Annotated in this window: 16 protein-coding genes and 1 riboswitch; of the genes, 7 read left to right on the forward strand and 9 right to left on the reverse strand. The window is 65.2% G+C overall.

Going from position 1 to position 24,295, the window contains the following annotated elements:
• Positions 1-32 precede the first annotated feature (32 nt).
• Both JAO73_RS18900 and JAO73_RS18905 read left to right on the forward strand, forming a co-directional pair.
• On the forward strand, positions 33-3,014 hold the full coding sequence (locus JAO73_RS18900; protein ID WP_198978833.1) for a TonB-dependent receptor domain-containing protein: 2,982 nt from the start codon (positions 33-35) through the stop codon (positions 3,012-3,014).
• 146 nt (positions 3,015-3,160) lie between these two features.
• On the forward strand, positions 3,161-4,237 hold the full coding sequence (locus JAO73_RS18905) for a lysylphosphatidylglycerol synthase transmembrane domain-containing protein (protein ID WP_198978835.1): 1,077 nt from the start codon (positions 3,161-3,163) through the stop codon (positions 4,235-4,237).
• Positions 4,238-4,309: 72 nt separating this feature from the next.
• On the opposite strand, the gene JAO73_RS18910 is transcribed toward JAO73_RS18905, so the two are convergent.
• Together JAO73_RS18910 and JAO73_RS18915 are read right to left on the reverse strand one after the other, a co-directional pair.
• Complete coding sequence (locus JAO73_RS18910; RefSeq protein ID WP_198978845.1) at positions 4,310-6,859, reverse strand: erythromycin esterase family protein; 2,550 nt, start codon at positions 6,857-6,859, stop codon at positions 4,310-4,312.
• A 163-nt stretch (positions 6,860-7,022) separates the two neighbouring features.
• Entirely contained in the window at positions 7,023-7,445 is a 423-nt protein-coding gene (locus tag JAO73_RS18915) for a hypothetical protein (RefSeq protein WP_190928760.1), read from the reverse strand.
• 183 nt (positions 7,446-7,628) lie between these two features.
• Here JAO73_RS18915 and JAO73_RS18920 point away from each other — a divergent pair, with 183 nt between their 5' ends.
• The 4 genes from JAO73_RS18920 (at position 7,629) to JAO73_RS18935 (ending at position 12,693) form a co-directional block, all read left to right on the forward strand.
• Positions 7,629-7,919 (forward strand): LysM peptidoglycan-binding domain-containing protein, encoded by a 291-nt coding sequence (locus JAO73_RS18920; protein ID WP_190928763.1) that lies wholly within the window; start codon positions 7,629-7,631, stop codon positions 7,917-7,919.
• A gap of 187 nt (positions 7,920-8,106) precedes the next feature.
• Positions 8,107-8,222, forward strand: a riboswitch (SAM riboswitch).
• A gap of 389 nt (positions 8,223-8,611) precedes the next feature.
• Positions 8,612-9,991: an O-acetylhomoserine aminocarboxypropyltransferase/cysteine synthase family protein gene (locus JAO73_RS18925; protein WP_198978847.1), complete on the forward strand. Its 1,380-nt coding sequence runs from the start codon at positions 8,612-8,614 to the stop codon at positions 9,989-9,991.
• Between the two features lie 197 nt (positions 9,992-10,188).
• Positions 10,189-11,217, forward strand: coding sequence for a homoserine O-acetyltransferase MetX (gene metX / locus JAO73_RS18930; RefSeq protein WP_198978849.1), 1,029 nt, complete (start codon positions 10,189-10,191; stop codon positions 11,215-11,217).
• Between the two features lie 213 nt (positions 11,218-11,430).
• Positions 11,431-12,693, forward strand: a complete 1,263-nt coding sequence (locus JAO73_RS18935) for a homoserine dehydrogenase (protein WP_198978851.1) — start codon at positions 11,431-11,433, stop codon at positions 12,691-12,693.
• 91 nt (positions 12,694-12,784) lie between these two features.
• Here JAO73_RS18935 and JAO73_RS18940 read toward each other — a convergent pair whose 3' ends face one another.
• A complete protein-coding gene (locus JAO73_RS18940; RefSeq protein WP_198978853.1) occupies positions 12,785-14,023 on the reverse strand; it encodes an alpha/beta hydrolase in 1,239 nt (412 codons plus the stop codon).
• A 123-nt stretch (positions 14,024-14,146) separates the two neighbouring features.
• Positions 14,147-17,110, reverse strand: coding sequence for a DUF8693 domain-containing protein (locus tag JAO73_RS18945; protein ID WP_198978854.1), 2,964 nt, complete (start codon positions 17,108-17,110; stop codon positions 14,147-14,149).
• A 172-nt stretch (positions 17,111-17,282) separates the two neighbouring features.
• On the opposite strand from JAO73_RS18945, the gene JAO73_RS18950 reads away from it, so the two are divergent.
• A complete protein-coding gene (locus JAO73_RS18950) occupies positions 17,283-18,188 on the forward strand; it encodes a S66 peptidase family protein (RefSeq protein WP_198978856.1) in 906 nt (301 codons plus the stop codon).
• 43 nt (positions 18,189-18,231) lie between these two features.
• On the opposite strand, the gene JAO73_RS18955 is transcribed toward JAO73_RS18950, so the two are convergent.
• From JAO73_RS18955 to JAO73_RS23105, 5 genes are all read right to left on the reverse strand, one after another.
• Positions 18,232-19,557, reverse strand: a complete 1,326-nt coding sequence (locus tag JAO73_RS18955) for a DUF885 domain-containing protein (RefSeq protein ID WP_198978858.1) — start codon at positions 19,555-19,557, stop codon at positions 18,232-18,234.
• Positions 19,558-19,790: 233 nt separating this feature from the next.
• Positions 19,791-20,822: a M28 family peptidase gene (locus JAO73_RS18960; RefSeq protein WP_198978860.1), complete on the reverse strand. Its 1,032-nt coding sequence runs from the start codon at positions 20,820-20,822 to the stop codon at positions 19,791-19,793.
• A 115-nt stretch (positions 20,823-20,937) separates the two neighbouring features.
• Positions 20,938-22,470, reverse strand: a complete 1,533-nt coding sequence (gene cysS, locus JAO73_RS18965; protein WP_198978862.1) for a cysteine--tRNA ligase — start codon at positions 22,468-22,470, stop codon at positions 20,938-20,940.
• A gap of 96 nt (positions 22,471-22,566) precedes the next feature.
• Positions 22,567-22,932, reverse strand: coding sequence for a four helix bundle protein (locus tag JAO73_RS18970; protein ID WP_198978863.1), 366 nt, complete (start codon positions 22,930-22,932; stop codon positions 22,567-22,569).
• Between the two features lie 111 nt (positions 22,933-23,043).
• Positions 23,044-24,258 carry an endonuclease/exonuclease/phosphatase family protein gene (locus JAO73_RS23105; protein WP_198978864.1) on the reverse strand — a complete coding sequence of 405 codons (1,215 nt, stop codon included), beginning with the start codon at positions 24,256-24,258 and terminating at the stop codon, positions 23,044-23,046.
• Between the last annotated feature and the right edge of the window lie 37 nt (positions 24,259-24,295).

Consider the following 24,295-nt stretch of genomic DNA (forward strand, 5'->3'; position numbering starts at 1 on the left):
CCCGCGACGGCACTTTGGCCGTTATGCATTGTATGAAACGAACTATACCGGCCACCGCCGTTCTGCTTTCCGCCCTGCTGGGCACCGCTCACCTGGCCTCGGGCCAACAAACTCCTGGCGGGGCCCGCCCCGCTCCTGCTGCCGCCGCTCCCCGCGCGGCGGGCCGCGTGTCCGGCACCGTGACCGATGCCGCCACCGGCAAACCGGTTTCCTACGCCTCGGTGGCGGTGCTGGATGCCGCGGGCAACCCCGTGAACGGGGGCGTGTGCGGCGACGACGGCCGGTTTGTGCTGCCCGGCATTCCGGCCGGTACCTACACGGTGCAGGTGAGCTTTGTGGGCTACAAGAACGAGGAGCGGCCGGGCGTGGTGGTAACGGCCGGCAATGCCACCGATTTGGGCACGGTGAAGCTGGCCGTGTCGGCCCAAAAGCTGGGCGAAGTGGTGGTGACGGGCCAAAAAGCCCTGATTGAGGAGCGCGTGGACCGCACCGTGTACAACGCCGAAAACGACCAGACCACCCGCGGCGGCGACGCCACCGACGTGCTCAAGCGCGTGCCCATGCTGAGCGTGGACCTCGACGGCAACGTGAGCCTGCGCGGCAGCTCCAGCATCCGGGTGCTCATCAACAACAAGCCCTCGACCATTGCGGCCAGCAGCATTGCCGACGCCCTGAAGCAGATTCCGGCCGAGCAGATTAAGACCGTGGAGGTCATCACCTCCCCCTCGGCCAAGTACGACGCCGAAGGCTCGGGCGGCATCATCAACATCGTCACCAAGACCAACGACTTGCGCGGCGCCACCCTCGGCGTGAACCTGAGCGCGGGCCTGCGCAGCACCAACCTGGGCTTGCAGGGCAGCCTGCGCACCGGCAAAATGGGCTTCTCGCTGGGCGGCTTCGGTCGCTCGCAGTACAACACGCCGGGCGAGTTCACCAACACGCAGGTGACGCGCAGCCTGGCCACTGGCGCGGCCACCACCACGGTGCAAAGCGCCGACACCCGCAACCAAGGCATTTTCGGGCGCTACCAGTTGGGCTGGGACTACGACATCAACAAGTTCAACTCGCTGCAGGCGTCGATTTCGTACGGCACGCGCAGCGGCAGCAACTACCAGGACGGCCTGCTGCGCAACACCTACGCCGGCACGCTGGCCGGCGGCACGCCGCTCAGCAGCGACCTGCGCGACACCTACTCGAAAGACAATTCGGGCACGGTGGACGCCAGCCTGACTTACACGCACAGCTTTGAGAAACCGCAGCACGAATTCAGCATTTTGACGCTGTTCAGCCGCAACGACCGCACCAATAACTTCACGAACACCATTCTGGGCTCGACGCAGCCCAGCCCGGCGCGCATCGAGAACGACAACCCGAGCTACAACGAGGAATACACCGTTCAGTTTGACTACCAAAACCCCATCAGCAAGACCCAGATTCTGGAAGTGGGCGCCAAGAACATTCTGCGGCGCGTGAATTCGGATTACACCACCACTTCCTACGGGGCCGGCGGTGAGGTGCTGCCGTCGGTGGGGCTGCTGGCCTCCAACAACGTGTTCACCTACCGCCAGAACGTGACGGCCGGCTACGCGGCCTACACCCTGGGCCTGCCCAAAGGCTTCACCCTGAAGCCCGGCGTGCGCTACGAGTACACCACCATTCAGGCCAATTTTGCGCGCTCCGAGGCGGCCAACATCCCTGACTACGGCGTGCTGGTGCCCAGCGTGAACCTCTCGCGCAAGCTCTCGAACGGCAACGTGCTGAAGCTGGCCTACAACCGCCGCATTCAGCGTCCCTCGCTGCAGTTCCTGAACCCCAACGTGAACGCGCAGAACCCCAAGAACGTGAGCCAGGGCAACCCCTACCTCGCCCCCGAATACACCAACAACTACGAGCTGGGCTACAGCACGTTCTACAAGCGCCTGAACCTGAATTTCAGCACCTTCGTGCGCAACACCACCGGCTCCATCGAAGCCCTGCGCACGGTGCGCGGCGTCGACACGGTATCGACCAGCTACGCCAACATTGGCCAGCAAAACGCCTACGGCGGCAGCGTGTTTGCCAACATCAACAACGGCAAACTCACCCTGAACGGCGGCGCCGACTTTTACTACACCACCCTCACCAACAACGTGCCCGACCGCAACTTCGCCGCTTCCAACGAGGGCTTTGTCATCGGCGGCCGGGTGGGCGGCTCCTACAACATCACCCCGGTGTGGGGCGTGCAGGCGTTTGGCGGCTTCCGCGGCCGGCAGGTGCAATTGCAGGGCAACCAGTCCGGCCAGGGCTTCTACACCGTGGGCGTGAAGCGCGACTTTGCCGAGAAGCGCGGCAGCATCGGCTTTGGGGTTGATAACATTTTCACGCCCACCATCACGGTGCGCAACACGGTGGTGTCGCCGCTCATCGACCAGGCCAGCGCCAACACCTCGCACATCCTGGGCTTCCGCGTCAACTTCAGCTACCGCATCGGCAAGCTCACGGCCACGCCCCCGCGCCGCTCGAAGAGCATCAACAACGACGACTTGAAGAGCGAAGGCGAAGGCGGCGGTGGCGGCGGCATTGATGCCGGCGGCGCCGGTGGAGCCGGTGGCGGTGCTCCCGGCGGTGGCGGCGGCCGGCCGGCCAGCGGTCAGCGCCCCGGTGGTGCCGGCGCGGCGCCCGGCGCAACGGGTGCTCCCGGCGCCCCTGCTGGTGCCCGCCCCGGCGGCTACCCGGGTGGCTACCCCGGCCGACCGGCCGGTGCCGTGCCCGGCGCAGCGCCCGGCGCCCAGCCGGTAGCTCCCGCCCCCGGCACGCCCACCGACTCGACCCAAACCGCACCGGCAGCGGTGCCCAGCACCCTGCCCAACCTGCCGGCGCCCACGGCTCAACCTGCCGATACCACGCGCCGCCCGGCCACGCCCGCCCTGGCCCAGCCCGCCAACCCCATCAACGCACCCGCCAACGCGCCTTCGCCGGGCACCACCACGCCCAACGGCACCACGCCGGCCGGCAGCCCCGGCGGCCGCCCCTAACGGCCAGGCGTTGGCGTTAGCAGAGAAAACGTCGTGCCGGGCGCAACCGAAGCAAGCTGCTTCACCTGCGCCCGGCATGACGTTTTTGTTTCTTCGTGCCAACGCGGCGGCCGCCGCCTACTTTTGCCCGGCGCTCATTTCTCCCGATGCCTATTCCTCGCCCCACTCCCGTAGCCGACCAAGACGCGCATTTTTTGCAGCGTCTGCGGCCGTCGCGCCTCATTTTGCCGGTGGCGCTGGGGCTGCTGGTGGTGGGCTACCTGTTTTGGCGGAGCTATAAGCCCGGCGACCTGGCCCCGCTGGCCCAGGCCGACTGGCGCTGGCTGGCCGTGGCCGTGCTGGTGCTGGCCGCCCGCGACCTAGGCTACATCTACCGCATCCGCCACATCGCCGAAACCGAGCTCACCTACCGGCAGGCGCTCGACGTGATTATGATTTGGGAGTTCGCGTCCTGCGTGCTGCCTTCGGGGCAGGGCGGCACGGGCGCGGCGCCGTTTATTCTGGAGAAAGAAGGCATTCCGCTGGGCAAAGGCTTGGCTTACATCATGGTCACGGCCCTGCTCGACAACCTGTACTACGTGGTGATGGTGCCGCTGGTGGTCCTCATTGCGGGGGCCGGGCTCTACCCGCACGAGGCCCTGCAAACCGGCTTTGTGGCCACGCTGCGGGTGGCATTTGGGGTGAGCTACCTGTTTGTGACGCTGTACGCGGGGCTGATGCTGTACGCCATTTTCATCAATCCCAGGTCGGTGCGGCGGCTGTTGGTGCGGCTGTTTTCGCTGCCGCTGCTGCGGCGCTGGCGGCGCACGGCCTACCGCCACGGCCAGGAAATGGTGCGGGCCTCGGGCCAGTTGCGCGGCAACGGGCCGGCCTACTGGTGGCGGGCCAGCGTGAGCACGGCTTTCGTCTGGACGGCCCGCTACGCCATCATCGGCTGCCTCATTGCCGCCTTTGTGCCCATGGATTCGGGCACGTTCCTGTTCATTTTCGCCCGCAACATCACCTACAAAGTCATCCTGCTGGTGGCAATCACGCCGGGCGGCGCGGGCATTGCCGAGGGCGCTTTCCCTACGTTTTTCGGCAAGTTCATCGGCACGGCCACCATGACCAGCTTCCTGGTGTTCCTCTACCGCATCGTGACCTACTACCTGTACCTGGTGCTGGGGCTGGTGTTTCTGCCGCGCTGGGTGACGCGGGTATTTGCGCGCGGAGGGAAGGAATAAGAACCTACCGCCAGGCTAGGATTACAGAATGGCAACACGTTCTGAAAACTCAAGCGGCACAGCGCTTATGCCTCACTTTGCGGGTCGCTGGTAGGTTTGCCAGAACTCGGGGCGGTATTCCGTCAGCGTCAGCTCGTCCAGCTCGTGGCCCACAAAGCGGGGCTCCAGCTTGGGATTGGGCGGCGGCAGGGCGGTACCAGCCGGCAGGTCGGTGAAATATTCGTCGCAGATTTTCTGGGTGTGAAAAGCGGGGCCGCCGATGACGCGGCCCACGCCCACGCCCTTGCCAATGCTGCGGCGCACGTGGTAGCGCCCGTTGGCGCCCTTGGCGTATTCCACCACGTGGTCGGTGCGCGAATCGGTGAGGATGGTATCGTAGAGGCGGGACACGAAGTCGTGCTTGGGCGCGTGCTTGTGGGCCACGGCGTTCCATTTCACGGTGTCCATTTGCCACAGGGCCTGGTAGCGGGTCACGGCGTAGTCGCGCTGCTGAATTTCCAACTGGCCCGAATAGCCGGCTTCGAGGTAGGTGCCGGTGCTGCGGTGGGTGGCGCGCTTCACGGCGAAGCTCAGCAGGTACACGGTTTCGCCGTCGCGCACCAGCACGCTGTCGAGGCGAAAGCGGAACTTGCCCACGGTGCTGGTTTTAAACAGGGGCGAAATGCGCACTGGGTCGGCCGCCGCAGCATAAAAGCCCTGGCCACTTTCCACGATGTCACTGGCGCGCATCCGCGCCGCCGGGCGCTTCAGCACGTGGGCCTCCTGCACCCGAATCTGGTGCTGCGGGCCCCAGCCCATGAAGCCGCCGTTCCAGTTGCGGTAGCCGCCGGGCTCAAACGTCTGGCTCACGTACTCCGATTCGTAGCACACGGTGTCGAAATTGATGACCTGCCGCCGGGTGTAGAGCTGCGCCGAGTAGTCAGCCTGCTCGTAGTTCTGCGGGGCGGCGGCCAGCACCTTCTTCATAATCTTGCGCGGGTCGAGGCTTTCGCCCCGCACCTGCACGCCCGCCAGCTCGTAGGCCGCGGGCTGTAGGTAAACCGTCAGGGCGGCAGCCGTGGGCGTCGCGCTGGCCGTGGCGTAGCCCACGCTGCTCACCGCCAGCTGCCCGCCAGCCGGCACGCCCAGCGCAAAGCGCCCCTGGCCGTCGGCTACCGTGCCCACGCCCTGGCCCGGCACCGCTACCGAGGCGTAGGGCACCGGCGCTTTGGTCTGGCGGTCGAGCACCACGCCGTGCACCGGCACCACAGACGCTCCGGCGGTAGTGGTACGCACGCGGCGGGGCACTGCGGCCGGGTTCCGGCTGCCCGGGCTGCTATTGGCGGAGGCGCTGTCGGGCGGGGCGGGCAGGGCGGCGCTGGCGGTAGCGCTGCCCCCCCGCGGCGGGTGCACCTCGCGCAAAAACAGAAAGCCGTCCACCGCCTCGCTCCAGGGCGCGCGCATGGGCGTGTAGTCGAAGGCGTAGGTGGTGAGCTCGCGGCCGGGCGCGTCGTGCTTCAGGCTCACGAAAGCGTAGTCGGCCGGCTGGGCCAGCAGCTCGGCTTCGAGCGAGCCCGCGGCCGGCGCGGGCACCGGCCGGTAGCCCATGGCCGGGAAACCGTGCGAGCCGCCGCCGGCCAGCGTGCCCAAAATGTACACTTGGTCGGGCCCGAGGGCCTCTTTCACGAGGCGGCCCATGGGCCGGTAGGCTTGCAGCTCGGCGGTATCGAAACGGTCGGTGCGGTTGGCCAGGTGCGGCAGCGCGGCCCAGCACACCACTTTTTCCTGCGGGTGCTGCTGCACGTACCACAGCAGGTTGGCGGCCATCTGGGCATCGCGCGGGTTGCTGTCGAGGGCCTTAAACTCCTGCTCGGTTTTCGCGGCAGGGTCGTGCTCGGCGTAGTCGCGGGCCTGGGCCAGCAGGCTGCGCAGGGTTTGCTGCCAGAAGGCGGCCTCGGTGCGGCGCCGGGCGTCGGAGCTGGCGGCAGCTTTGGCCACCTGTTTCGTGGCCTTGGCCATTTCCGCTTCAAACTCGGCCAGCGTGGTGGTGGGCAGAAAGGCGAAACGCTCGCCCATGAAGCCGATGACGCCTTCGAGGTAGTCGTAATTCAACAGGGCCGCGCTCTTCTGCGGCGCCAGAAATGCCTGCAAGTCATCTACCAGGTCGCCGCCGTACTCGCCGCTCAACTGCGGGTCGAAACCGGCCACGCGCAGCCCGTTTCGGCCCACCAACGGCAGCACGCCCTGGAATTCCTGCGTCGAAGTCCACACCCCAAACACGCTGTTGCCAAGGGCCTCCGGCGCCGGCCGGCCGGCTTCCAGCGCCTGCTGGGCCTTGTGCAAGTCATAAAACCCGCTCTCGAACGCCACCGTGGTGAAGCCCATCTGCTCGCGCAGAAAGCGCAACAGCCGGATTTTGGCCTCGAACACGTTGCCTTCGCCGTGAGTGGGCTCGCCCAGCATCACCACCCGCGCCGGGCCGATTTCGGCTTTCAAAAAATCCAGGTCCCGAAAATCGGTATCGGTTGGGGCAATGCTGCGCACCGCGTGGGTGGGCAGGGGCGCGGGGGCCTGGGCCTGGGCGAATGCGCCCGCCAGCAGCAGCGCCCCCGCCAGGGCCGCCGCCTTGCAATCAATCAGCATGCGTAGCAGAAAAAAGTGGGAAGGCTGCTTGGTGCAGTTCGGAAAGTGGCGGCAAGTTACTGGCCTTTTCCCGCTGGGCCCGGGCTTGAGCCCGACTGTTGAACAACAAAAAAAGCCCCGAACCACTGTGGTTCGGGGCTTTTTGTAGAATTGGTGGCGATGCCTAGTCCTTTTCCAGCATCAGCGTGGCGCCGTCGGCCGACTTCAGCGTGAGCTTGTCGTCGGTGAGGGTTTCTACGGCGAAAGTGTTGGCCGTAGCGCTGCCTTCGGGGGTGAAGGTGATGGTTTTACCGGCCTGGTCAAAGGTGTACTTGCCCGACACGGCACCGGCGGCGCCGTCGGTCATGGTGTAGTTGCCGTTGGCAAAAACGTGAAGCTCCTGCTGTTTTTGCGCGTCAGTTTGCTTTACTTTGTCGCCACTGGCATCGGTTTCTTTAGCAGTTTTCCATACCTTGCTATCGGTGCCGTACAGCATATTCACGCCTTCTACCTTGCCTTTGTCGTTGCCACACGCCGTGACAAACAACGACACCAACAGCAACAGGCTGGCGAAATAACGGAGCGAAAAAAGGGACTGAAGTTTCATGAGCACAAAAAGAAGAATGGTGAAAGAATGAGAAAGCCTGCGGTTGCAAACTCGTCGGCTTACGGACCCGCAAGCAAAAGAGTTTACGCCGTAACCTCGTCGGAGCCGGCCCGTATATGGGCCCTGTTGGCTACCCCACGGGGCGGCTCATTCAATTTTTTTTTCATCAAACGGAACAAATCCATGGGACTCTTTGATTTTCTCAGCGACAAAGGCGAGCAAAAACCCGTAGAGCCCGCAGCGAAGCCGGCTGCTGGCGGCACTGATTTTTTCGGAAACGCGGCCAATGCCAATCCAGCCGCCGCCGGCGATTCGTACACCGTGGTAAGCGGTGACTCGCTGTCTAAAATTGCCAAACACCACTACGGCGATGCCGCCAAGTGGCATCAGATATACGAGGCCAACAAGGCCACCATCGGCAGTAACCCTGACCATATCGAAGTCGGCCAGGTGTTAACCCTACCTAGTCTCTAGGTACTTTTTTGCAGAAAAAAGGTGAGAAAAGCCACTCTGTTTCAGGGTGGCTTTTTTGTGTTTGGGCGGGTCCGAAAACGGCCAGCGAAAAATTTATTTCGCCCTGCTTGCTTGCCCGTCCAAAAATTTCTCTCGTACATTTGCCCCCACCAACCCGGTACTCCCTGCTAACGGCGGGAAGTTTTACGTTTTATACAGAAGCGGCGAGAGACTAGGCTCCCTGACCCGCTGGCAACCTTCCTTCCTGTGAAAGGTGCCAATTCCTACCCACTGCGGCGTTGGCCGCGCTGGGGCATATGACTCGAGTGCCATGGAAAATTCTTCTCGTTTCGCCTTTCCCAACCCGACTCCTGCGGCTGCTTTGCGCGCCGGGGCTTCGGGTTTTTCTGTTTCGGCCCCGGGCCGTTGCATGCCGGCCGCGCCGTTCGCCCGAATGCGAATGTGCTGTTGCTGCCCGTGTTGTTGCTAAGCTGATTTCGGCTTAGGCACCCCCTCCCCTCCTTTCTGGATTTTCTGGTGGCTTCTCGGGGCCGTCGCGCGCCTTTTCGGCACGTTCGGCGCGCACCAGGCCGCCGCTTCAGCACGGGCACACTTCGGGGACTTGCTGCGCTTCAAGTGCTTATGAACAAGCCAATTAGCGCCTTTCTCTATCAACTCATTCCGGTTTTTCAACCTTCAACCATTCCCCCATCATGTCCGCTCAATCCCTGCACTTCGAAACCCTGCAACTCCACGCCGGCCAGCAGCCCGACCCCACCACCGGCTCGCGCGCGGTGCCCATTCACCAAACCACCAGCTACGTGTTCAAGAACGCCGAGCACGGCGCCAACCTGTTTGCTCTGAAAGAGTTCGGCAACATTTATACCCGCCTCATGAACCCGACCACCGACGTGTTTGAGCAGCGTGTGGCGGCGCTGGAAGGCGGCGTGGCCGCGCTGGCCACCAGCTCGGGCCAGGCGGCGCAGTTCATTGCCCTCAACAACATCCTGCAGGCCGGCGACAACTTCGTGAGCACGGCCTTCCTCTACGGCGGCACCTACAACCAGTTTAAGGTGGCCTTCAAGCGGTTGGGCATCGAGGTGCGCTTCGCCGACGGCGACAACCCGGCCTCGTTTGAGGAGTTGATTGACGAAAATACCAAGGCCATTTACCTCGAAACCATTGGCAACCCCAGCTTCAGTATTCCGGACTTTGAGGCCATTGCGGCCATTGCCAACCGGCACGACCTGCCGCTGATTGTGGACAACACCTTTGGGGCGGGCGGCTACCTGTTTCGGCCCCTGGAGCACGGCGCGCACATCGTGGTAGAGTCGGCCACGAAGTGGATTGGCGGGCACGGCACCAGCATCGGCGGCGTGATTGTGGACGGCGGCACCTACGACTTCGGCAACGGCAAATTCCCGCAGTTCACCGAGCCCAGCGAAGGCTACCACGGCCTAGTGTTCAACGACGTATTTGGCAAGGGCGGGCCGTTTGGCAACATCGCCTTCATCATACGGGCCCGGGTGGAAGGCCTGCGCGACTTCGGCCCCTCGCAGAGCCCGTTCAACGCTTTCCAACTGCTCATCGGACTCGAAACCCTGAGCCTGCGCGTGGAGCGCACCGTGGAAAACGCCCTCAAAATCGCGACTTGGCTGGAGCAGCACCCGCAGGTGGAAAGCGTGAACTACCCCGGCTTGCCCAGCAGCCCCTACCACCGCCTGGCGCAGAAATACCTGAAGCGCGGCTTCGGCGGCGTGCTGAGCTTCTGCATCAAAGGCAGCAAGGAAACGGCCACGCAGTTCATCGATAACCTCAAGCTTATCAGCCACCTGGCCAACGTGGGCGACGCTAAGACGCTCATCATTCAGCCTTCGGCCACCACGCACCAGCAGCTCAGCGACGAGGAACAACTGGCCGCTGGCGTCACGCCCACGTCGTTGCGCCTGTCGGTGGGCATCGAGCATTTTGAAGACATCAAGGGCGACTTGCAGGCCGCGTTTGACGCCGTGGGCAATACGGCCAGCCTGCCTACGGAAGGCGAGGCCGTGACCGAGCCCGAATTAGAGCACGCCCAGCCGCTGGAAGTGTAACCCCACCGCCGCCAGCGGGCCACCCCTGGTGGGCCGGTGCCAGTCTCGCTGGCGGCTTCTTGCTAGTTAGGTCGATGCAGAACCAGCCCACGGGCGGGCCCACTTTCCTGCAGTTTGTTGGAGAAAGATGGGGGTGAGATACCAAGGGCCGGTTTCGTGCGCTGGTTCTGCAGCGACTTTTTTACACTTGATGACCCATGTCAGACCATATTTTTCACCTGCCCGACCTGCTTCTTGAAAGCGGCGAAACCCTGGCCGGGGCCCACGTGGCCTACCGCACCTGGGGCCAGCTCAACGAGGACCGCGACAACGTGGTGTGGGTGTGCCACGCCCTCACGGCCAACGCCGACGTGCTGGCCTGGTGGCCGGGGCTGGTGGGGCCGGGGTGCTACTACGACCCCGCCGAGTACTTCATTGTGTGCGCCAACGTGCTGGGCTCCTGCTACGGCAGCACCAGCCCACGCGACCCGGACCCCGCCACGGGCCGCCCGCGCTACCAGCACTTTCCGCGGCTGACCATCCGCGACCTGGTGGCGGCGCACGAGGCCCTGCGCCAGGACCTGGGCCTCACCGACATTCACACCCTGATAGGCGGTTCGCTGGGCGGGCAGCAGGCCTTGGAGTGGGCCGTGCAGCGGCCCGATTTGTTCGACCACCTCGTGGTCATTGCCACCAACGCCCGGCACTCGGCCTGGGGCATTGCCTTCAACGAGGCCCAGCGCCTGGCCATTGAAGCCGACCCCACTTACGCCGCCGGCCAGCCCGGCGGGGGCGACGAAGGCCTGCGCGCCGCCCGCGCCATGGCCCTGCTCAGCTACCGCAGCTACTTGGCCTACGCCGACACCCAAACCGACCCCGACGACGACCACCTGCCGCACGAGCACCGCGCCAGCACCTACCAACGCTACCAGGGCGACAAGCTGGTGGCCCGCTTCGACGCCTATAGCTACGTGGCCCTGAGCCGCAGCATGGACAGCCACAACCTGGGCCGCGGCCGGGGCGGCGTGGCGGCGGCGCTGCGGCGCATCGGGGCTCGCACGCTGGTGCTGGGCATCACGTCCGACGTGCTGTTTCCGCTGAGTGAGCAGCGCGAGCTGGCCGCTCACATTCCGGGCGCGATGTACGCGGAGCTGGACTCCCGCTACGGGCACGACGGTTTCCTGCTGGAAACGGCAGGAATTACGCACTTTCTGGAGCGGTTTTACGCGCCCACGTTCGTGCATTAATTTTTGGCGCAGCAACGCAATCAATTTAAAAGAAAGCCCCTTCAGTGGCTTAGAAAGCTGTCGCTGAAGCACAAATCTCGGCAGATTGGCACAAAGACCAAACCACTGGTACAAACACACATTGGCCGGCACAAAGAGCGTAGCTATGGTACAAGCTTGCTTATGAAAGAGCCGCCTAGGGATTAACGCCCAACCTTCTCATCTATCAAAGAAATGAACCCAACCCAACCGCCCCTGCGCATTGGCCTCATCGGCTTTGGCTGCGTGGGGCAGGGCTTCTACGACATCGTGCAGCGCCAGCCCGAACTGGGCCTCACCGTGACGCGCATTGCCGTGAAAAGCCCCACCAAGCCCCGGACGCTGCCCGCCGAGCGGTTTAGTCTGCAGGCCGATGACCTGCTGGCCGACCCCGAGCTGGACCTTCTGGTGGAAGTCATTGACGACGCGACCGAGGCCTTCCGGCTGGTGAGCGCGGCCCTGCGCCAGGGCCGCCGCGTGGCAACGGCCAACAAGGCCATGCTGGCCCGGCACCTGCCGGAGCTGGTGCGGCTGCAGGCGGAGTGCGGCGGCACGCTGCTCTACGAAGCGGCCGTGTGCGGCAGCATTCCCGTCATTCGCACGCTCGACCAATATTTTAGCCACGAGCCGTTGCGTGCGGTCAGCGGCATTTTCAATGGCTCGTCGAACTACGTGCTGACGCGCATGGGCGAGGACGGCTCCGACTACGGCCCTGCCCTGGCCGAAGCCCAAGCCCAAGGGTTTGCCGAAACCGACCCCGCGCTCGACATGGGCGCCTTCGACCCGCGCTCGAAAGCCGTGATTCTGGCCGCTCACGCCTACGGGGTTTTCCTGAACCCCGAACAAGTGCTGAACCTGGGCATCGAAGGCGTTGGGGCGGCCGACATTGCCCGCGCCGCCGCGCACGGCCAAAAAATAAAGGTGGTGGCCGGCTTGTACCGCTTGCCGGACGGGCGCGTCACGGCGCTGGTGACGCCGCAGCTGGTGGGGCCAGAGTCGCCGCTCTACGCCGTGGACCGCGAATTCAACGGCGTGGTGCTGGAGGCGGAATTTGCCGGCGCGCAGTTCCTGCGAGGGCGGGGCGCCGGGGGCCACCCCACCGGCTCGGCCGTGCTGGCCGATGTGCTGGCCCTGCGCCGCGGCCTGCGCTACGGCTACGCCAGGCAGGCCGCGGCGCCAGCCGCTCAGCTTACCCAGGGCCTGGCCGTGGAAGCGTACGTGAGCCACCCCGACGTGGGGGCCCTGCGCGAAGTGCTGACCTGGCTGGAGCTGCCGCCCGAAAGCTTGCGCACCGATGAGCGCGGCACCTACGCCACCGGCCCCGTGGCGCTGGAGCAGCTGTTTGCCTGGCGCAAAGAGCTGCGAGCCAACGGCGTATTTGTGGCCCGCCTGCACGAGGTGCCCACAGCGGCCGCCGCGGCCCACGCCTGGGCCCAGGGCACGGCTGAGCTGGTCTAGTCAGGAAACCAGGTAAAAGTACAAGGGGCGCGATTCAGCTGAATCGCGCCCCTTGTGTTGCGTGGCAAACCGAGTCAACGACTCCGCATCTTTACTTGAATTCCAGCCGCAGCGCCGGCTGGCCGGGAAACTTCAGGAAGTAAACGCCCGGTTTCAGGGCGTTGCGCAGCAGGCTCAGGTCGTGGGCCTCGGGGCTAATGACGCGCACCACGCGGCCGGCGGCGTCGAGCAGTTGGGCCTGCAGGGGCAGCAGCAGTTCTTTGGGCAGGGTCAGCTGCACGGCGTCTTCGGCCGGCACGGGGTAGGCCTGGGCGGCCGGGGTGGCGCTGGCCCTCGCAGTGGCAAGCACGGTGCCGGCTTGCGCCAGGCTGGGCCGCAGGAAGTCGCGGATGGCGCGGAAGGTGGTGTCGGCGTAGAGCAGGCCGGGGGCGGTGGTGCTTTCGAAGGGAATGTGGCCGGCCCGCGACAGGCGCACCAGCGTGTTGCGGATGCCCACCTGCGCGGCGCGCGGGTGCAGGCGGCCGCTGCCGTACACGTACTTGGGCGGCAGGCTGCTGCCCACGCGGCCCTGCAGGTAAGGCACGGTGCCGTCGGCGGTGCCGTGCACGCTGAGCAGCGGCGCGTTGCCGGGTTCGATGAGGCTGGGGTTTTCGGTGGCGCCGCTCAGGTTGAGCACGGCCAGCGGCTGGCTGCTGTAGCCAGGGTTGCCGCTATTGCCTTCGATGCCGCCCAGCGCCGCAATGCCCACGTAGGCGGGCACTTCGCTCACTTTATCCAGGTAGCCCACTTCCAGGGCCGCAAAGGCCCCGGCCGAAGAACCGCCCACCGTGATGTAGTTGGGGTGTACCCGGTAGGTGTTGGTGGTGGCGGCGTCTTTGCGGAAGAAGCGCACGGCCGCCCGCAAGTCCTGCATGCCCCGAATGGCCGACTTGGCGATGTTCACCGTGTCGAAGCCCCCGCCGATGATGGTGCCTAAATCCAGCAGGCGGTAGTCGATGCTGGCCGTGACGTAGCCCAGGCGGGCAAAGCGCGTGCACACGGCCACCATGTAGGCATCGGTGCGCGAGCCCGTGACGAACCCGCCCTGATGCGCAAAAATGATGACCGGCCGCCGGGCCAGCGCATCGCCGGTGGGCTGGTAAATGTCCATCAGCAGCTGCTGGGTGGCACCGGCCGAGTTCACGGCCGAACCGAAGTTGACGCCCGAAGTCACGGTCACGTTGGCAAATACGGGCTGGTAGTAGCGGCCTTGGGTGGTGTCGATGACGGCCTGCGCCGAGGCCATGCGCCCGCCAATCAGCAGCGCCAGACAGAGAAATAGTGCTTTCATAAAAGAGAAAAGAAATGGCAGAAAGAAGGTGGGAAGCGGACGGGCCCGCCGCCTCTTCCACAACATGAGTAATACCTCAGCCAGACCATGGCTCAAACGCCCAGCCGTGCCGCAAGTTCCGACTTATTGCACCACCACGCGGCGCACCAGCGGCAGGCCCGCCACGCGCAGGTGCAGCTGGTACACGCCCGGCGCCAGGCCGCGCACGTTCACTTCGCCGGCCAGGGCCTGGCCGGAGGCCGCGAGCAGCTGGCGGCGCACCGTTTGGCCCAGGGCATTGGTGAGCTCGGCCACGGCCGGCACCCGTTGGCCCGCAGGCAGCGGCAGCAGCACCTGGAAGCTGCCCGAAGCGGGGTTGGGAAACACCTGCAGCTGGGCGGCCAGTGCCTGAGCGGGGCCGGTGGCCAGCACGCCGGCGGCGCGTAGCTCCAGGGCAAAGCGGCCGGGTGCCGTGGTGCCGGCCATGGTGAAGGCATACCGTGCGCCGGCGGCCAGCGGCGTGCGCGTGCCCGTGAGGGCGTCGGTCAGAGTGAGGGCGCCCGCGGCGTAGTTGGCCAGCTGGGCGGCGGTGAGCACGTAGGTGCCCGGCTGCGGCACGGCCACGGCCAGCGGCACGGTGGCGGGCGCGCCCACCACCGGCAGGCCGTTGATGGCCAAGGCCTCGCCATTGGCCAGCGTGGCCAGGTTCAGGCCGCTGGGGTTGGGCATTTTGGCGGCATCGAAGGCCGCGTCGGGGCTAGCGGTGGCGCCGGCTTCCTGGTAGAGGTAAGCTTCGTCGGCGGTGGCGGGGGCGGCACCCGCTGCGGCCAGGGTGAGGCGCAGGCGGGGACGGGCATCGGTGGTGCCGCGCTGCACGGTGGCCGCGTTGGCGGCCGCGTAGTCGGAGATGCGGGCGCTGAGGGGAAAGGTGAGTGTGACCGGCGCGCTGGCCAACGACCGCACGAAGAAGGCTTGCCCCAGCGGGACGGTGGCCCCGGCGCCGCCCACGCCGTTGACGTAGGCGCGGTAGTTGCCGCTGTACTGGCTGGTGCTCACGAAGATGTACATGGCGCCGCTCAGGCCGGCGGGGATAGTCACGGCGTCCCAGTTCAGGCCCGCCGGGAAGGGGTTGCCCAGGAAATGCCAGCCCGCGGTGGGCGTGGCCGCGGCGGGCAGCGTCACGGCAATGTCTTCGTTGTTGCGGGAGAGGGGGCCGGCCAGGCTTAGCGTTTGGCCGGCGGTAATGTTCAACGTAAAGCCCTGGCCGCGGTCGAAGCTGGTGAGCGAGCCGCCGGGGGCCACGGGCACGGCCCAGCCTTTGTCGAACTCCGAGTAGCTGGTAGCCGGCGAAGTCAGGGCGCGGGCTTGGTCGTAAACGAAGATGTTGGGGAAAGGCCGCACCAAATCGGGGCGGGCCGCCGTGTTGTAAGCGGGGTTAAACTCGGGCGTGAAGGCCGGCGCGCTCACGCTGGTGAAGCCCCCAAAGTCAAACGGCAAAGCCAAATGACGGTAGCCCGGGCCGGGGTTCACGCTGGGGTCGAGGTAGCGTTGGAAGGCCACGCTGCTCCGTAGCGTGGCTGCGCCGGGCGTCACCAGGGCGGTGCCCGTGGGGCCAGAGAGCAGCGTGAGCTGCTGGCTGTTGAGCACCTGCCCGCTGGTGGGCAGGAAACGCTGCTTGATGCTCAGCCCATTGGTCAGTTGCACGGAGAGCGAGCTGGACACATTCACTTCAAAATCGCGCACCTGACCAGGCAAACCCGAGCCGGTGATTTGGTTGGCAGTGCCTTCGTACACGTACACGGCATCGGAGCTGAAGGTGCGGCTGCCCGTGTTGCGAATGGCCCCGGTGGCACCGCTGGCCGCAATGCCATCCGGGTCACAAATCCGCAGCGCAGCCCCGGCTTGCAGGTCGAAGCTGCCGGGCCCGTCCACCACAAAGCAGTTGGTTTTGAGCGAGCCCGGCGTTTGACCGCTCAGGCTTTTGATGACCAGCGTGCCGTAGACCGTCACGTTGCCGCCAAGAGTGGCCTGGCCGCTGTTGATGGCAATGTCCTGGTAGGCGCCGGGCGCCACGGCGGTGTTCGTATTGATGACCAGACTGGGCAGTACCGGCGCCACAAACGGCGCCAGCAAGGGGCGCAAAAACGCCCGAACGTCGCGGAAAGTGGTATCGGCGTAGGCCGCCGAGTTGGGGCTGCCGGTGCCGGCGCTCTGCACCGGGTACTGCGGGATGTGGGGCGCCTTGCTGAAGCGACGCAGCACGTTGAGCACGCCCACGCTACTGGCGTAGGGGTTCAGCAGGCCGCTGCCAAACACGTATTTGGGCGGCAGCCCGGCCCCCACCCGGCCCTTGAGGTAGGGCACCACGGCATCGGCGGTGCCGTGGGCACTGTAGAGGGGCGCATTGCCGGGCTCGATGAGGCTAGGCGGGTTGGTGGCGCCGCTCAGGTTGAGCACGGCCAGCGGCAGGCTGCTGTAGCCGGGGTGGCCGCTGTTGCCCTCAATGTCGGCCGCGTTGGTGATGTTCAAATCGGTGGGCACCTCGCTCAGTTTGTCGAGGTAGCCCACCTGTAGCGCCATGAAGCCGCCAGCCGACGCCCCGCCCACCACAATGCGGCTCGGGCTGACGCGGTAAACATTGGCGGTGGCCGCGTCTTCGCGGAAGAAGCGCACGGCCGCGCGCATGTCCTGCATGGCCTGGAAGGCGGCCCGGCTCACGCCGGTGGTGTCGGTGGGGGCAAAGATGATGAATGGGTTGAGCCGGTAGTCGATGCTGGCCGTGACGTAGCCCAGCTGGGCAAACTGGGTGCACACGGCCGTCATGTACACGTCGGTGCGCGAGCCTCGCACAAAGCCGCCTTCGTGCGCAAAAATGATGACCGGGCGCTGGGCCGTGGCGTCGCCCGTGGGTTGATACACGTCCATCACCAGGTTCTGCGTCCCAAAAGCGCCCGTCGCCGCGCCGTATACCACGCCCGTGGTCTTGGTCACGGCCGGGAAAATGGGCTGGAAATAGCGGCCGCCGGTGGTATCAATCGGGGCCTGAGCCGCGGCGGGTTGCCAGGCGCCGAGCAGCAGCAGCCACACAAACAGTAGAGAAGCTTTCATAGACAACGGGGTAAGAAAGGTAAATGGGATGGAGCCAATGGGCTGACGTGCAAACGGGGCGCAGGGTTGGGCAAGCAATGAAACCGGCGTTCCGAAGGTACGAACCCCGTTATTTGCAGCCGCCTTGTCAAAAAGCCCGGGGCGCGCCCCCCCGCCAACACATTCCGTCCAGATGCCCGTCACCTTCCCCCCTGCCCTGCAAGCCGGCCACCGCGTGGCCATCGTGAGCCCCGCCCGCAAAATCTCGGCCGCCGACCTAGCCCCCGCCATCGCCACCCTCGAAAGCTGGGGCCTGGAAGTGGTGTTGGGCGAAAGCATTGCCGGCGACTTCCACCAGTTTGCCGGGCCCGACGACCTGCGCCGCCGCGACTTTCAGCAGCAGCTCGACGACCCCGGCATCCGGGCCATTCTGTGCGCGCGGGGCGGCTACGGCACCGCCCGCATCGTGGACGGGCTCGACTTCACGGCCTTCCGCAGCGCCCCCAAGTGGGTGGCCGGCTTCTCCGACATCACCGTGCTCAACGCGCACCTGCTGGCCCTGGGCCACGCCAGCATCCACGGCGTGATGCCGGTGCTGTTTCATCAGGAAGGCGGCGAGCTGGCCCTCGAAACCCTGCGCCGGGCCTTGTTCGGCGAAGCCTTTCAGTCCATTGCGGCCGCGCCGCACGCCCTCAACCGTGTTGGCACGGCCACCGGCGAACTGGTGGGCGGCAACCTCAGCCTGCTGCAGACCATCACGGGCACGGCCTCCCAGGCCAGTTTCGCCGGGCGCATTCTGTTTCTGGAAGACTTGGACGAATACCTCTACCACGTCGACCGCATGATGCTGCACCTGCACCGCAGCGGGCAGCTGCAAGGGCTGGCCGGGCTGGTAGTCGGCCACTTCTCCCAAATGCGCGACAACGCCATCCCCTTCGGCGTCACGGCCGAGGAAATCATCGACCGCTACGCGCAGCTGTATAATTTCCCGGTGGCGTACGGCTTCCCCGTGGGCCACGAGGCCGATAATCTGGCCCTGGTGGTGGGCCAAACGGTGACGCTGACGGTGGACGCCAGCGGTGGACGCCTGACGGCGTAGGCCTGGCCAACGTGGGGCAGGCCGAGGCCCGGCGCCGCCCAGGTCACCCCAGTTTCCCGAGCGTGTTGTACACGGCGCCGATGTGGCTCGTCACGACCTCCAGGGGCAGGCGCGACAGCGCCAGATACGCGGCGTGAAAGCGGCGCAGGCTGAACCCGGGGCGGTGTTCCAACTGCGTTTTTAGGTCTTCGATGACCTGGGCGCCCACTTTGTAGCTCAGGCATTGGCCGGGCCAGTTGGTGACGCGGTTGATTTCGCGCTCGGCAATGTCCTGTTGGCCGGGCACGTTGGCCTGCCAGTAGGCCAGGGCCTGCGCGTGGGTCCAGCCCCGGTCGTGAATGCCCACGTCGAGCACCACGCGGGCCGAGCGCACCAGGTCCCATTCCCACTTGCCCAGCTCGGCCTCGGGCTGCTGGTACAGGCCCAACTGTTTGCCCAGGTACTCGACGTAGCACCCCCAGCCCTCGGCGTTGCCGGAGTAGAACGTGAGGGCGCTGAGCGGCGAAAGCGGCCCGGCTTTGCGCTGCAACGACGACTGGTAGTGGTGCCCGGGAATGCCCTCGTGCTCGAAAATCCACTCCATGGCGCGGGTGTTGTGGCGGCCGCTGGCGAAGTTGAAATCGAAGCTGCCCTCGCGGTAGATGCCGGGCGGCGTGGCCGGCGTGGCGCCCTCCCAGAGGCGGATGCGCAGCGCCGGCACGGCCGTGTCGGCGAAAGCCACCGGCAAGTGCGCCCGCAGGCGCCGCTCCAGGGCACGGTAGCGCCGAATGATGGTGGCCGTGTCGGTCAGCACAAACTTGTCCGACGCCAGGTAGCGGTAGAAACCGGCGCTGTCTTGTCCGTAGCCCATTTGCCGGCGCAGGCGGCGAATTTCGCCTTGCACCCGGGCCACCTGCTGCTGCCCAAAGGCAAACAGCTCGTCGGCCGTGCGGGCTGTGCTGGTGTACTGGCGGGCATAAAGCGCGTACCAGGCGTGGTGGTTGGGCAGGGCGGCCAGGCCGGTGGCGGGCACCGCGGCATTGGTGCGCCGAAAAGCCGTTTCCAACGTCACGCGCCGTAGGTTCTGGGCGGCTTCGTAGGCCAGGTGGTCGTAGGTAATCTGCTCGGTGAGGCCGAGGCCGCTGCGCTTCACCGCTGCCAGCTGCCGCTGCACGTTCAGAAAGAAATCGTGCTGGCGCCGGAGCTGCTCGGCGGGCGGAATCTGCCGCAGGTTTTGATGGAAGTCGAAGGTTTGCTCCGGAATGCGCAACTGCTGGTACCCGGCCAGGTAGTCGGCCGCCAGCCGGCTTACGGCTTGTGCCGCCGCGGGCCGGGCCACGCATCCCAGCAACAACCACAGCAGGAGTTTCAGAATACGCTTTTGGGTCATATTGGGATGTGGAATTTCACCAATGACGCCAACTTCCGTCAATAACTGCTTGGCGCCCACTAATACCCGGCGCAAACGCCGTAGCGCTGCCTTGCGCAACGCCAAGCTACTCAACGTTCACATGCTTGAGGCCGGGCAGAATCTGCGCCTGCCCGTGCGGCGGGCTTGACACCAAAAACGGCCGCTGGGTTGCCCCAGCGGCCGTCTTCAGGTCTAATACAAGGCCGCGCTGGCTAGTCGACATACAACACCTGCACCATGGTCTGGCCCACGGCCTTGAGCGTCTTGCGGTCGATGATGCTCATGTTGTCGGTGGTGGCGTGGTGGTAGGCGGGAAAGTAGTCGTCGCCGTAGGTGGGGTGGTCGTAGATGTCGAGCGTGGGAATGCCGGCCCGGTTCGTGTACACGTGGTCGTCGGTGATGCCGCCGGTGTCCTGGAAACGGAAGAAATCGGAGTAGCCCAAGGTAGCGGCGGTGTTCCAGATTTTGTCGAGCGGGCCGCGGGCGTTGGTGCGCGAGGTTTCCTCGCGGGTGAAGGTGCCGCCCTTGGCGCCCACCATGTCGAGCAGCACGCCGTACTCGGCCTTGTAGCCCACGGGCAGCAAGTTTTTGGACCAGTACTGCGAGCCCAGGCACCACGAGTCGGTGCCGCTGCCGTCGAGCTGGTTTTTCACGCCCTGCTGGGTGCCTTCGTCGTGGCCCCAGTCCTCGGCGTCGAAGAAGATGAAGTCGACGCCCACGTTGGGGGCCAGCGAGTCGGGCTGCTGGCTGAGCACCCGCGCCATTTCCAGGGCCACGGCCACGGCGCTGGCCCCGTCGGAGGCGCCGTCCATGGGCTTGTTTTTCTTGGCCGGGTCCTTGTCGGCGTCGGCAAAGGGCCGGGTGTCCCAGTGCCCGAAGATGGCCACGCGCCGGGCGGCCGTGGGCTGGTACTGGGCAATGATGTTGCGGGCCCGGATGTTGGTGCCGTCAAACGTCATCGCACTGAACGGCTGCTCCATCACCTTCAGGCCGTAGCCCTTCAGCTTGCGCACTATCCAGTCGCCGCAGGCCACGTGGGCCTTCGAGTTGGGCACGCGCGGCCCGAAGCTCACCTGCTTGGCCGTGAACGCATAGGCCGAGTCGGCGTTGAACACGGGGGCCTTGGGCAGCTTGGGGGCGGCAGGGGCGCTGGTGTCGGCCGTTTCGGCGGTTTTGGTTTTGTCGGGGCAGCCGGTGAGAACGAGCAGGCCGGCCAGCGCGGCCAGGGGGAAATAAGATTTCATGCTTTTTCTGTCATCCTGAGCGCAGCGAAGGACCTTATCGCGTCAGGGTTATTGGATAAGTAGCTCGACCGGCGCCAGCGTGATAAGATGCTTCGCTGCGCTCAGCATGACAGATTTACTCCTCGCTGTAGGCCCACTCCACGCCGGCCTTGGTGTCTTTTATCACAATGCCTTGGCTTTTGAGCGCGGCCCGAATCTGGTCCACTTTGTCGTAGGCTTTGTCGGCCTTGGCTTCGGAGTAAAAGCCCAGGGTGAGGTCGAGGAGCTGCTCGGCGTTGGCGCGGGGCTCGTCGCGCAGGCCCAGCACGTCCTGCACCAGCATGCGGTAGGTGGCGGCGGCAAAGCCCAGCGCCTCATTAGTCAATTCCGCCAGCGCGGCAGGAGTAGCAGCAAGTGTATTAAAACGTTTGAGCAGGTCGAACAGCGCCGCTAGCGCGCGCGGTGTATTCAGGTCGTCGTTGAGGAACTCAGCAGGCTTTGCAGCTAAAGCAAGGAGTTTGAAATCGGCCTCTGATTTTCCAGCGTTACTCCATCGAGCCACTGCTTCTGTCCAACTTTCATTTTTAGAGTTTTCGTCCGCTACAACCAGCTTGTCGAGCAGGCGCAGGCCGTTCATCAGCCTGCGGTAGCCCTTGCGGGCGGCCTGCAGGGCGTCGTCGCTCACGTCCACGGGCGAGCGGTAGTGGGCCTGTAGCAGGAAGAAGCGCACCACCATGGGCGAGTAGGCCTGCGACAGGCCACCGGTGGGCCCCACAAACATGTCGCCGAGCAGCACGAAGTTGCCCAGGCTCTTGCTCATCTTGGTGCCGTTCACGGTTATCATGTTGTTGTGCAGCCAGAAGCGGGCCTCGTCGGTGTGGGCGTGGCTGCCCTGGCTCTGCGCGATTTCGCACTCGTGGTGCGGAAACATGAGGTCCAGGCCACCGCCGTGAATGTCGCTCAGCTTGCCCAGGTACTTCCGGCTCATGGCCGAGCACTCCAGGTGCCAGCCGGGGAAGCCTTCGCCCCAGGGCGAGGGCCAGCGCATGATGTGCTCGGGCGCGGCCTTTTTCCAGAGGGCAAAATCCAGCGGGCTGCGCTTTTCGCTCTGGCCTTCCAGGTTGGCGCGGGTGCCGGCCAGCTGGTCCTCAATGCTGCGGTTCGAGAGCTTGCCGTAGCGCTCGGACTCGTTGTATTTGGGCACGTCGAAATACACTGAGCCGTTCACCTCGTAGGCCAGGCCGTTGGCGATGATTTCCTCGATGACCTGAATCTGCTCGATGATGTGGCCGCTGGCCTGGGGCTCGATGTCGGGCGGCAAGCAGCCCAACGCCAGCATGTGCTGGCGGTAGCGGTTGGTGAAGTGCTGGGCCACCTGCATGGGCTCGATGCGGGCGGCGCGGGCGGCTTTCTCCATCTTGTCCTCGCCGGTGTCGGCGTCGCTTTCGAGGTGGCCCACGTCGGTGATGTTGCGCACGTAGCGCACTTGGTGGCCTAGGTGGCGCAGGTAGCGCGTCAGCACGTCGAACACCACCGGCCCGCGGGCGTTGCCCAAGTGGGCTTCGCTATACACCGTGGGGCCGCACAGGTACACGCCCACCTGGGGCGGGTGCACGGGCTGGAATTCTTCTTTTCGGCGGGAAAGCGTGTTATAGAGCGAGAGCGGCATGGGGGAATCAGTTAACAGTTATCAGTGAGCAGTTAACAGGTTAAATGACCACGCAAACAGCACTGACAACTGCTCACTGATAACTGTTAACTGTATTTATGCGCGGCCACTTGACCGCAGGATGGAATAGAGGATACGACAAAGTTGCTGACAATCGTCGTGGAGGGAAAGGAATAACTTTTCCTCCATGCAGCCCGCCGCCTGTAACAGCCGAAGCCAGTAGCTTGTCTCTCGAGCTTCTTTATAAGCAATGGAAATCTTACTGGTGAAATCCGCCGTCGAAATAGCACCCGTCGCTTCTTCCGCATTGGCACCAATAGAGGTCGCGCTGCGAACCAACTGCTTGGAAACGACAAACTCTCGCTCGTTGGTTTGCAAGTGGCGATAAAACTTCATCATCCGCACCGCGAAAGCAAAGGATTTTTGCAACAATGGCCCGGCTTCGTGCTTTGGCGTGTCCATACGCCAAAACTACTCGGTTATCAGTTAGCAGTCAGTCAGCAAATGCTTCCATGGCTCACTGCCAACTGCTCACTGCTCACTGCCAACTGCTCACTGCTCACTGCCAACTGCTCACTGCTCACTGCTCACTGTTAACTGGTACAGCGCTTCTACTGGGAAATGGTCGCTCCATTTTACTTCGCGGTGCACCTGGCAGCCCAGCACCCGCCACTGCGGGCTGGCAAACTGCTGGTCGATGCGCAGCAGGGGCAGGCGGCCGTTGTAGGTGGCCCCGATGCCCAGGCCGGCGGTGGCCCAGGCGTTCTGCAGGTGGTCGGCCAGTTGGTCGTAGGCGTAGGAATAAGGCAGGTCGTTGAGGTCGCCGGCCAGGAGCACGGGGTAGGGCGAGCGGGCCACGCGGGCCAGCAGGGTATCGACCTGGGTGCCGCGGGCCACCGCGCCGTTGCGGAAGCGGCGCAGCAGGTTGGGGGCTTTCTGGCGCAGGCCGTCGCGGCTGCCGGTGGCGGCGGCAATGTCGGCATCGGCCATGCTCATGCTTTGCAGGTGCAGGTTGAACACGCGGAGGGTATCGGGGCGGCCGCGGCCGGTGCGGGCGGCGGGGCGAACCACGTCGGCCCACATGGCGTGGTTTTGCGTGAGCTTGCCGAAGGAAATGGTGCCCCGGCGCACGATGGGAAAGCGCGAAAAAATGGCCAGCCCAAACTCGGCCCCGATGCTGTTGGTGAGCGTGACCGACACGAAGGCGTGGCGGCCGCTGCCCCGGCCGAGGTATTCCTCGGTCCGAAAAATGTCTTTGTCGTTGCGTGAGCCGTGGGGCTCGTTGTAGAATTCCTGCAGGCACAGCACGTCGGCCGGGCTGGCAGCCAGCCAGCGAATGAAGCCGATAGAGGAGGCCATGTCGGGGTCGCGCAGCTGGGCATACACGTTGAAGATGCGCACGTTGGCCGACAGCAGCGAGACCTCCGTGGGGTGCACTTCGTAGAACTGCGAGGCCGGCACCGGCGCCTTCGGCAGGGCGGCGTTGCGCCGGCCCACGGTGCCGGTAGCAGGGGGCAGCTTGTTGGCGCGGGGCAGGTGCAGGGCCAGGCCGCGCTGCAAATGAGGCCAGGTGAGGCCCAGCACCAGCAGGGGCAGCACGGCCACCCGCCAGTTGCGCCGCAGCCAGTACAGCGCCAGCAGCAGCGTGCACACCAGCGCCACCGGCGTGGTGAGCGCCCCAAACAGCACCGGCCAGAACGCACCGGCCGGCACCTGCTGGCAGGCAATGGCCAGCAGCAGCCAGCCAAGAGTAAACAGGGTTATTTTGAAAGCGAAAGAGCGGCGCACGGCACTGGCAAACGAGCCCGCAAAGGTAGCGGCAGGG

The sequence above is a fragment of the Hymenobacter miniatus genome (assembly GCF_016427455.1).
Lineage (GTDB): Bacteria > Bacteroidota > Bacteroidia > Cytophagales > Hymenobacteraceae > Hymenobacter > Hymenobacter armeniacus.

Bases quoted from the DNA above. Each gene is read 5' to 3' on its own strand.
- JAO73_RS18900 (WP_198978833.1), top strand. From the start codon at position 33: ATGAAACGAACTATACCGGCCACCGCCGTTCTGCTTTCCGCCCTGCTG.
- JAO73_RS18905 (WP_198978835.1), top strand. From the start codon at position 3,161: ATGCCTATTCCTCGCCCCACTCCCGTAGCCGACCAAGACGCGCATTTT.
- JAO73_RS18910 (WP_198978845.1), bottom strand. From the start codon at position 6,859: ATGCTGATTGATTGCAAGGCGGCGGCCCTGGCGGGGGCGCTGCTGCTG.
- JAO73_RS18915 (WP_190928760.1), bottom strand. From the start codon at position 7,445: ATGAAACTTCAGTCCCTTTTTTCGCTCCGTTATTTCGCCAGCCTGTTG.
- JAO73_RS18920 (WP_190928763.1), top strand. From the start codon at position 7,629: ATGGGACTCTTTGATTTTCTCAGCGACAAAGGCGAGCAAAAACCCGTA.
- JAO73_RS18925 (WP_198978847.1), top strand. From the start codon at position 8,612: ATGTCCGCTCAATCCCTGCACTTCGAAACCCTGCAACTCCACGCCGGC.
- metX (WP_198978849.1), top strand. From the start codon at position 10,189: ATGTCAGACCATATTTTTCACCTGCCCGACCTGCTTCTTGAAAGCGGC.
- JAO73_RS18935 (WP_198978851.1), top strand. From the start codon at position 11,431: ATGAACCCAACCCAACCGCCCCTGCGCATTGGCCTCATCGGCTTTGGC.
- JAO73_RS18940 (WP_198978853.1), bottom strand. From the start codon at position 14,023: ATGAAAGCACTATTTCTCTGTCTGGCGCTGCTGATTGGCGGGCGCATG.
- JAO73_RS18945 (WP_198978854.1), bottom strand. From the start codon at position 17,110: ATGAAAGCTTCTCTACTGTTTGTGTGGCTGCTGCTGCTCGGCGCCTGG.
- JAO73_RS18950 (WP_198978856.1), top strand. From the start codon at position 17,283: ATGCCCGTCACCTTCCCCCCTGCCCTGCAAGCCGGCCACCGCGTGGCC.
- JAO73_RS18955 (WP_198978858.1), bottom strand. From the start codon at position 19,557: ATGACCCAAAAGCGTATTCTGAAACTCCTGCTGTGGTTGTTGCTGGGA.
- JAO73_RS18960 (WP_198978860.1), bottom strand. From the start codon at position 20,822: ATGAAATCTTATTTCCCCCTGGCCGCGCTGGCCGGCCTGCTCGTTCTC.
- cysS (WP_198978862.1), bottom strand. From the start codon at position 22,470: ATGCCGCTCTCGCTCTATAACACGCTTTCCCGCCGAAAAGAAGAATTC.
- JAO73_RS18970 (WP_198978863.1), bottom strand. From the start codon at position 22,932: ATGGACACGCCAAAGCACGAAGCCGGGCCATTGTTGCAAAAATCCTTT.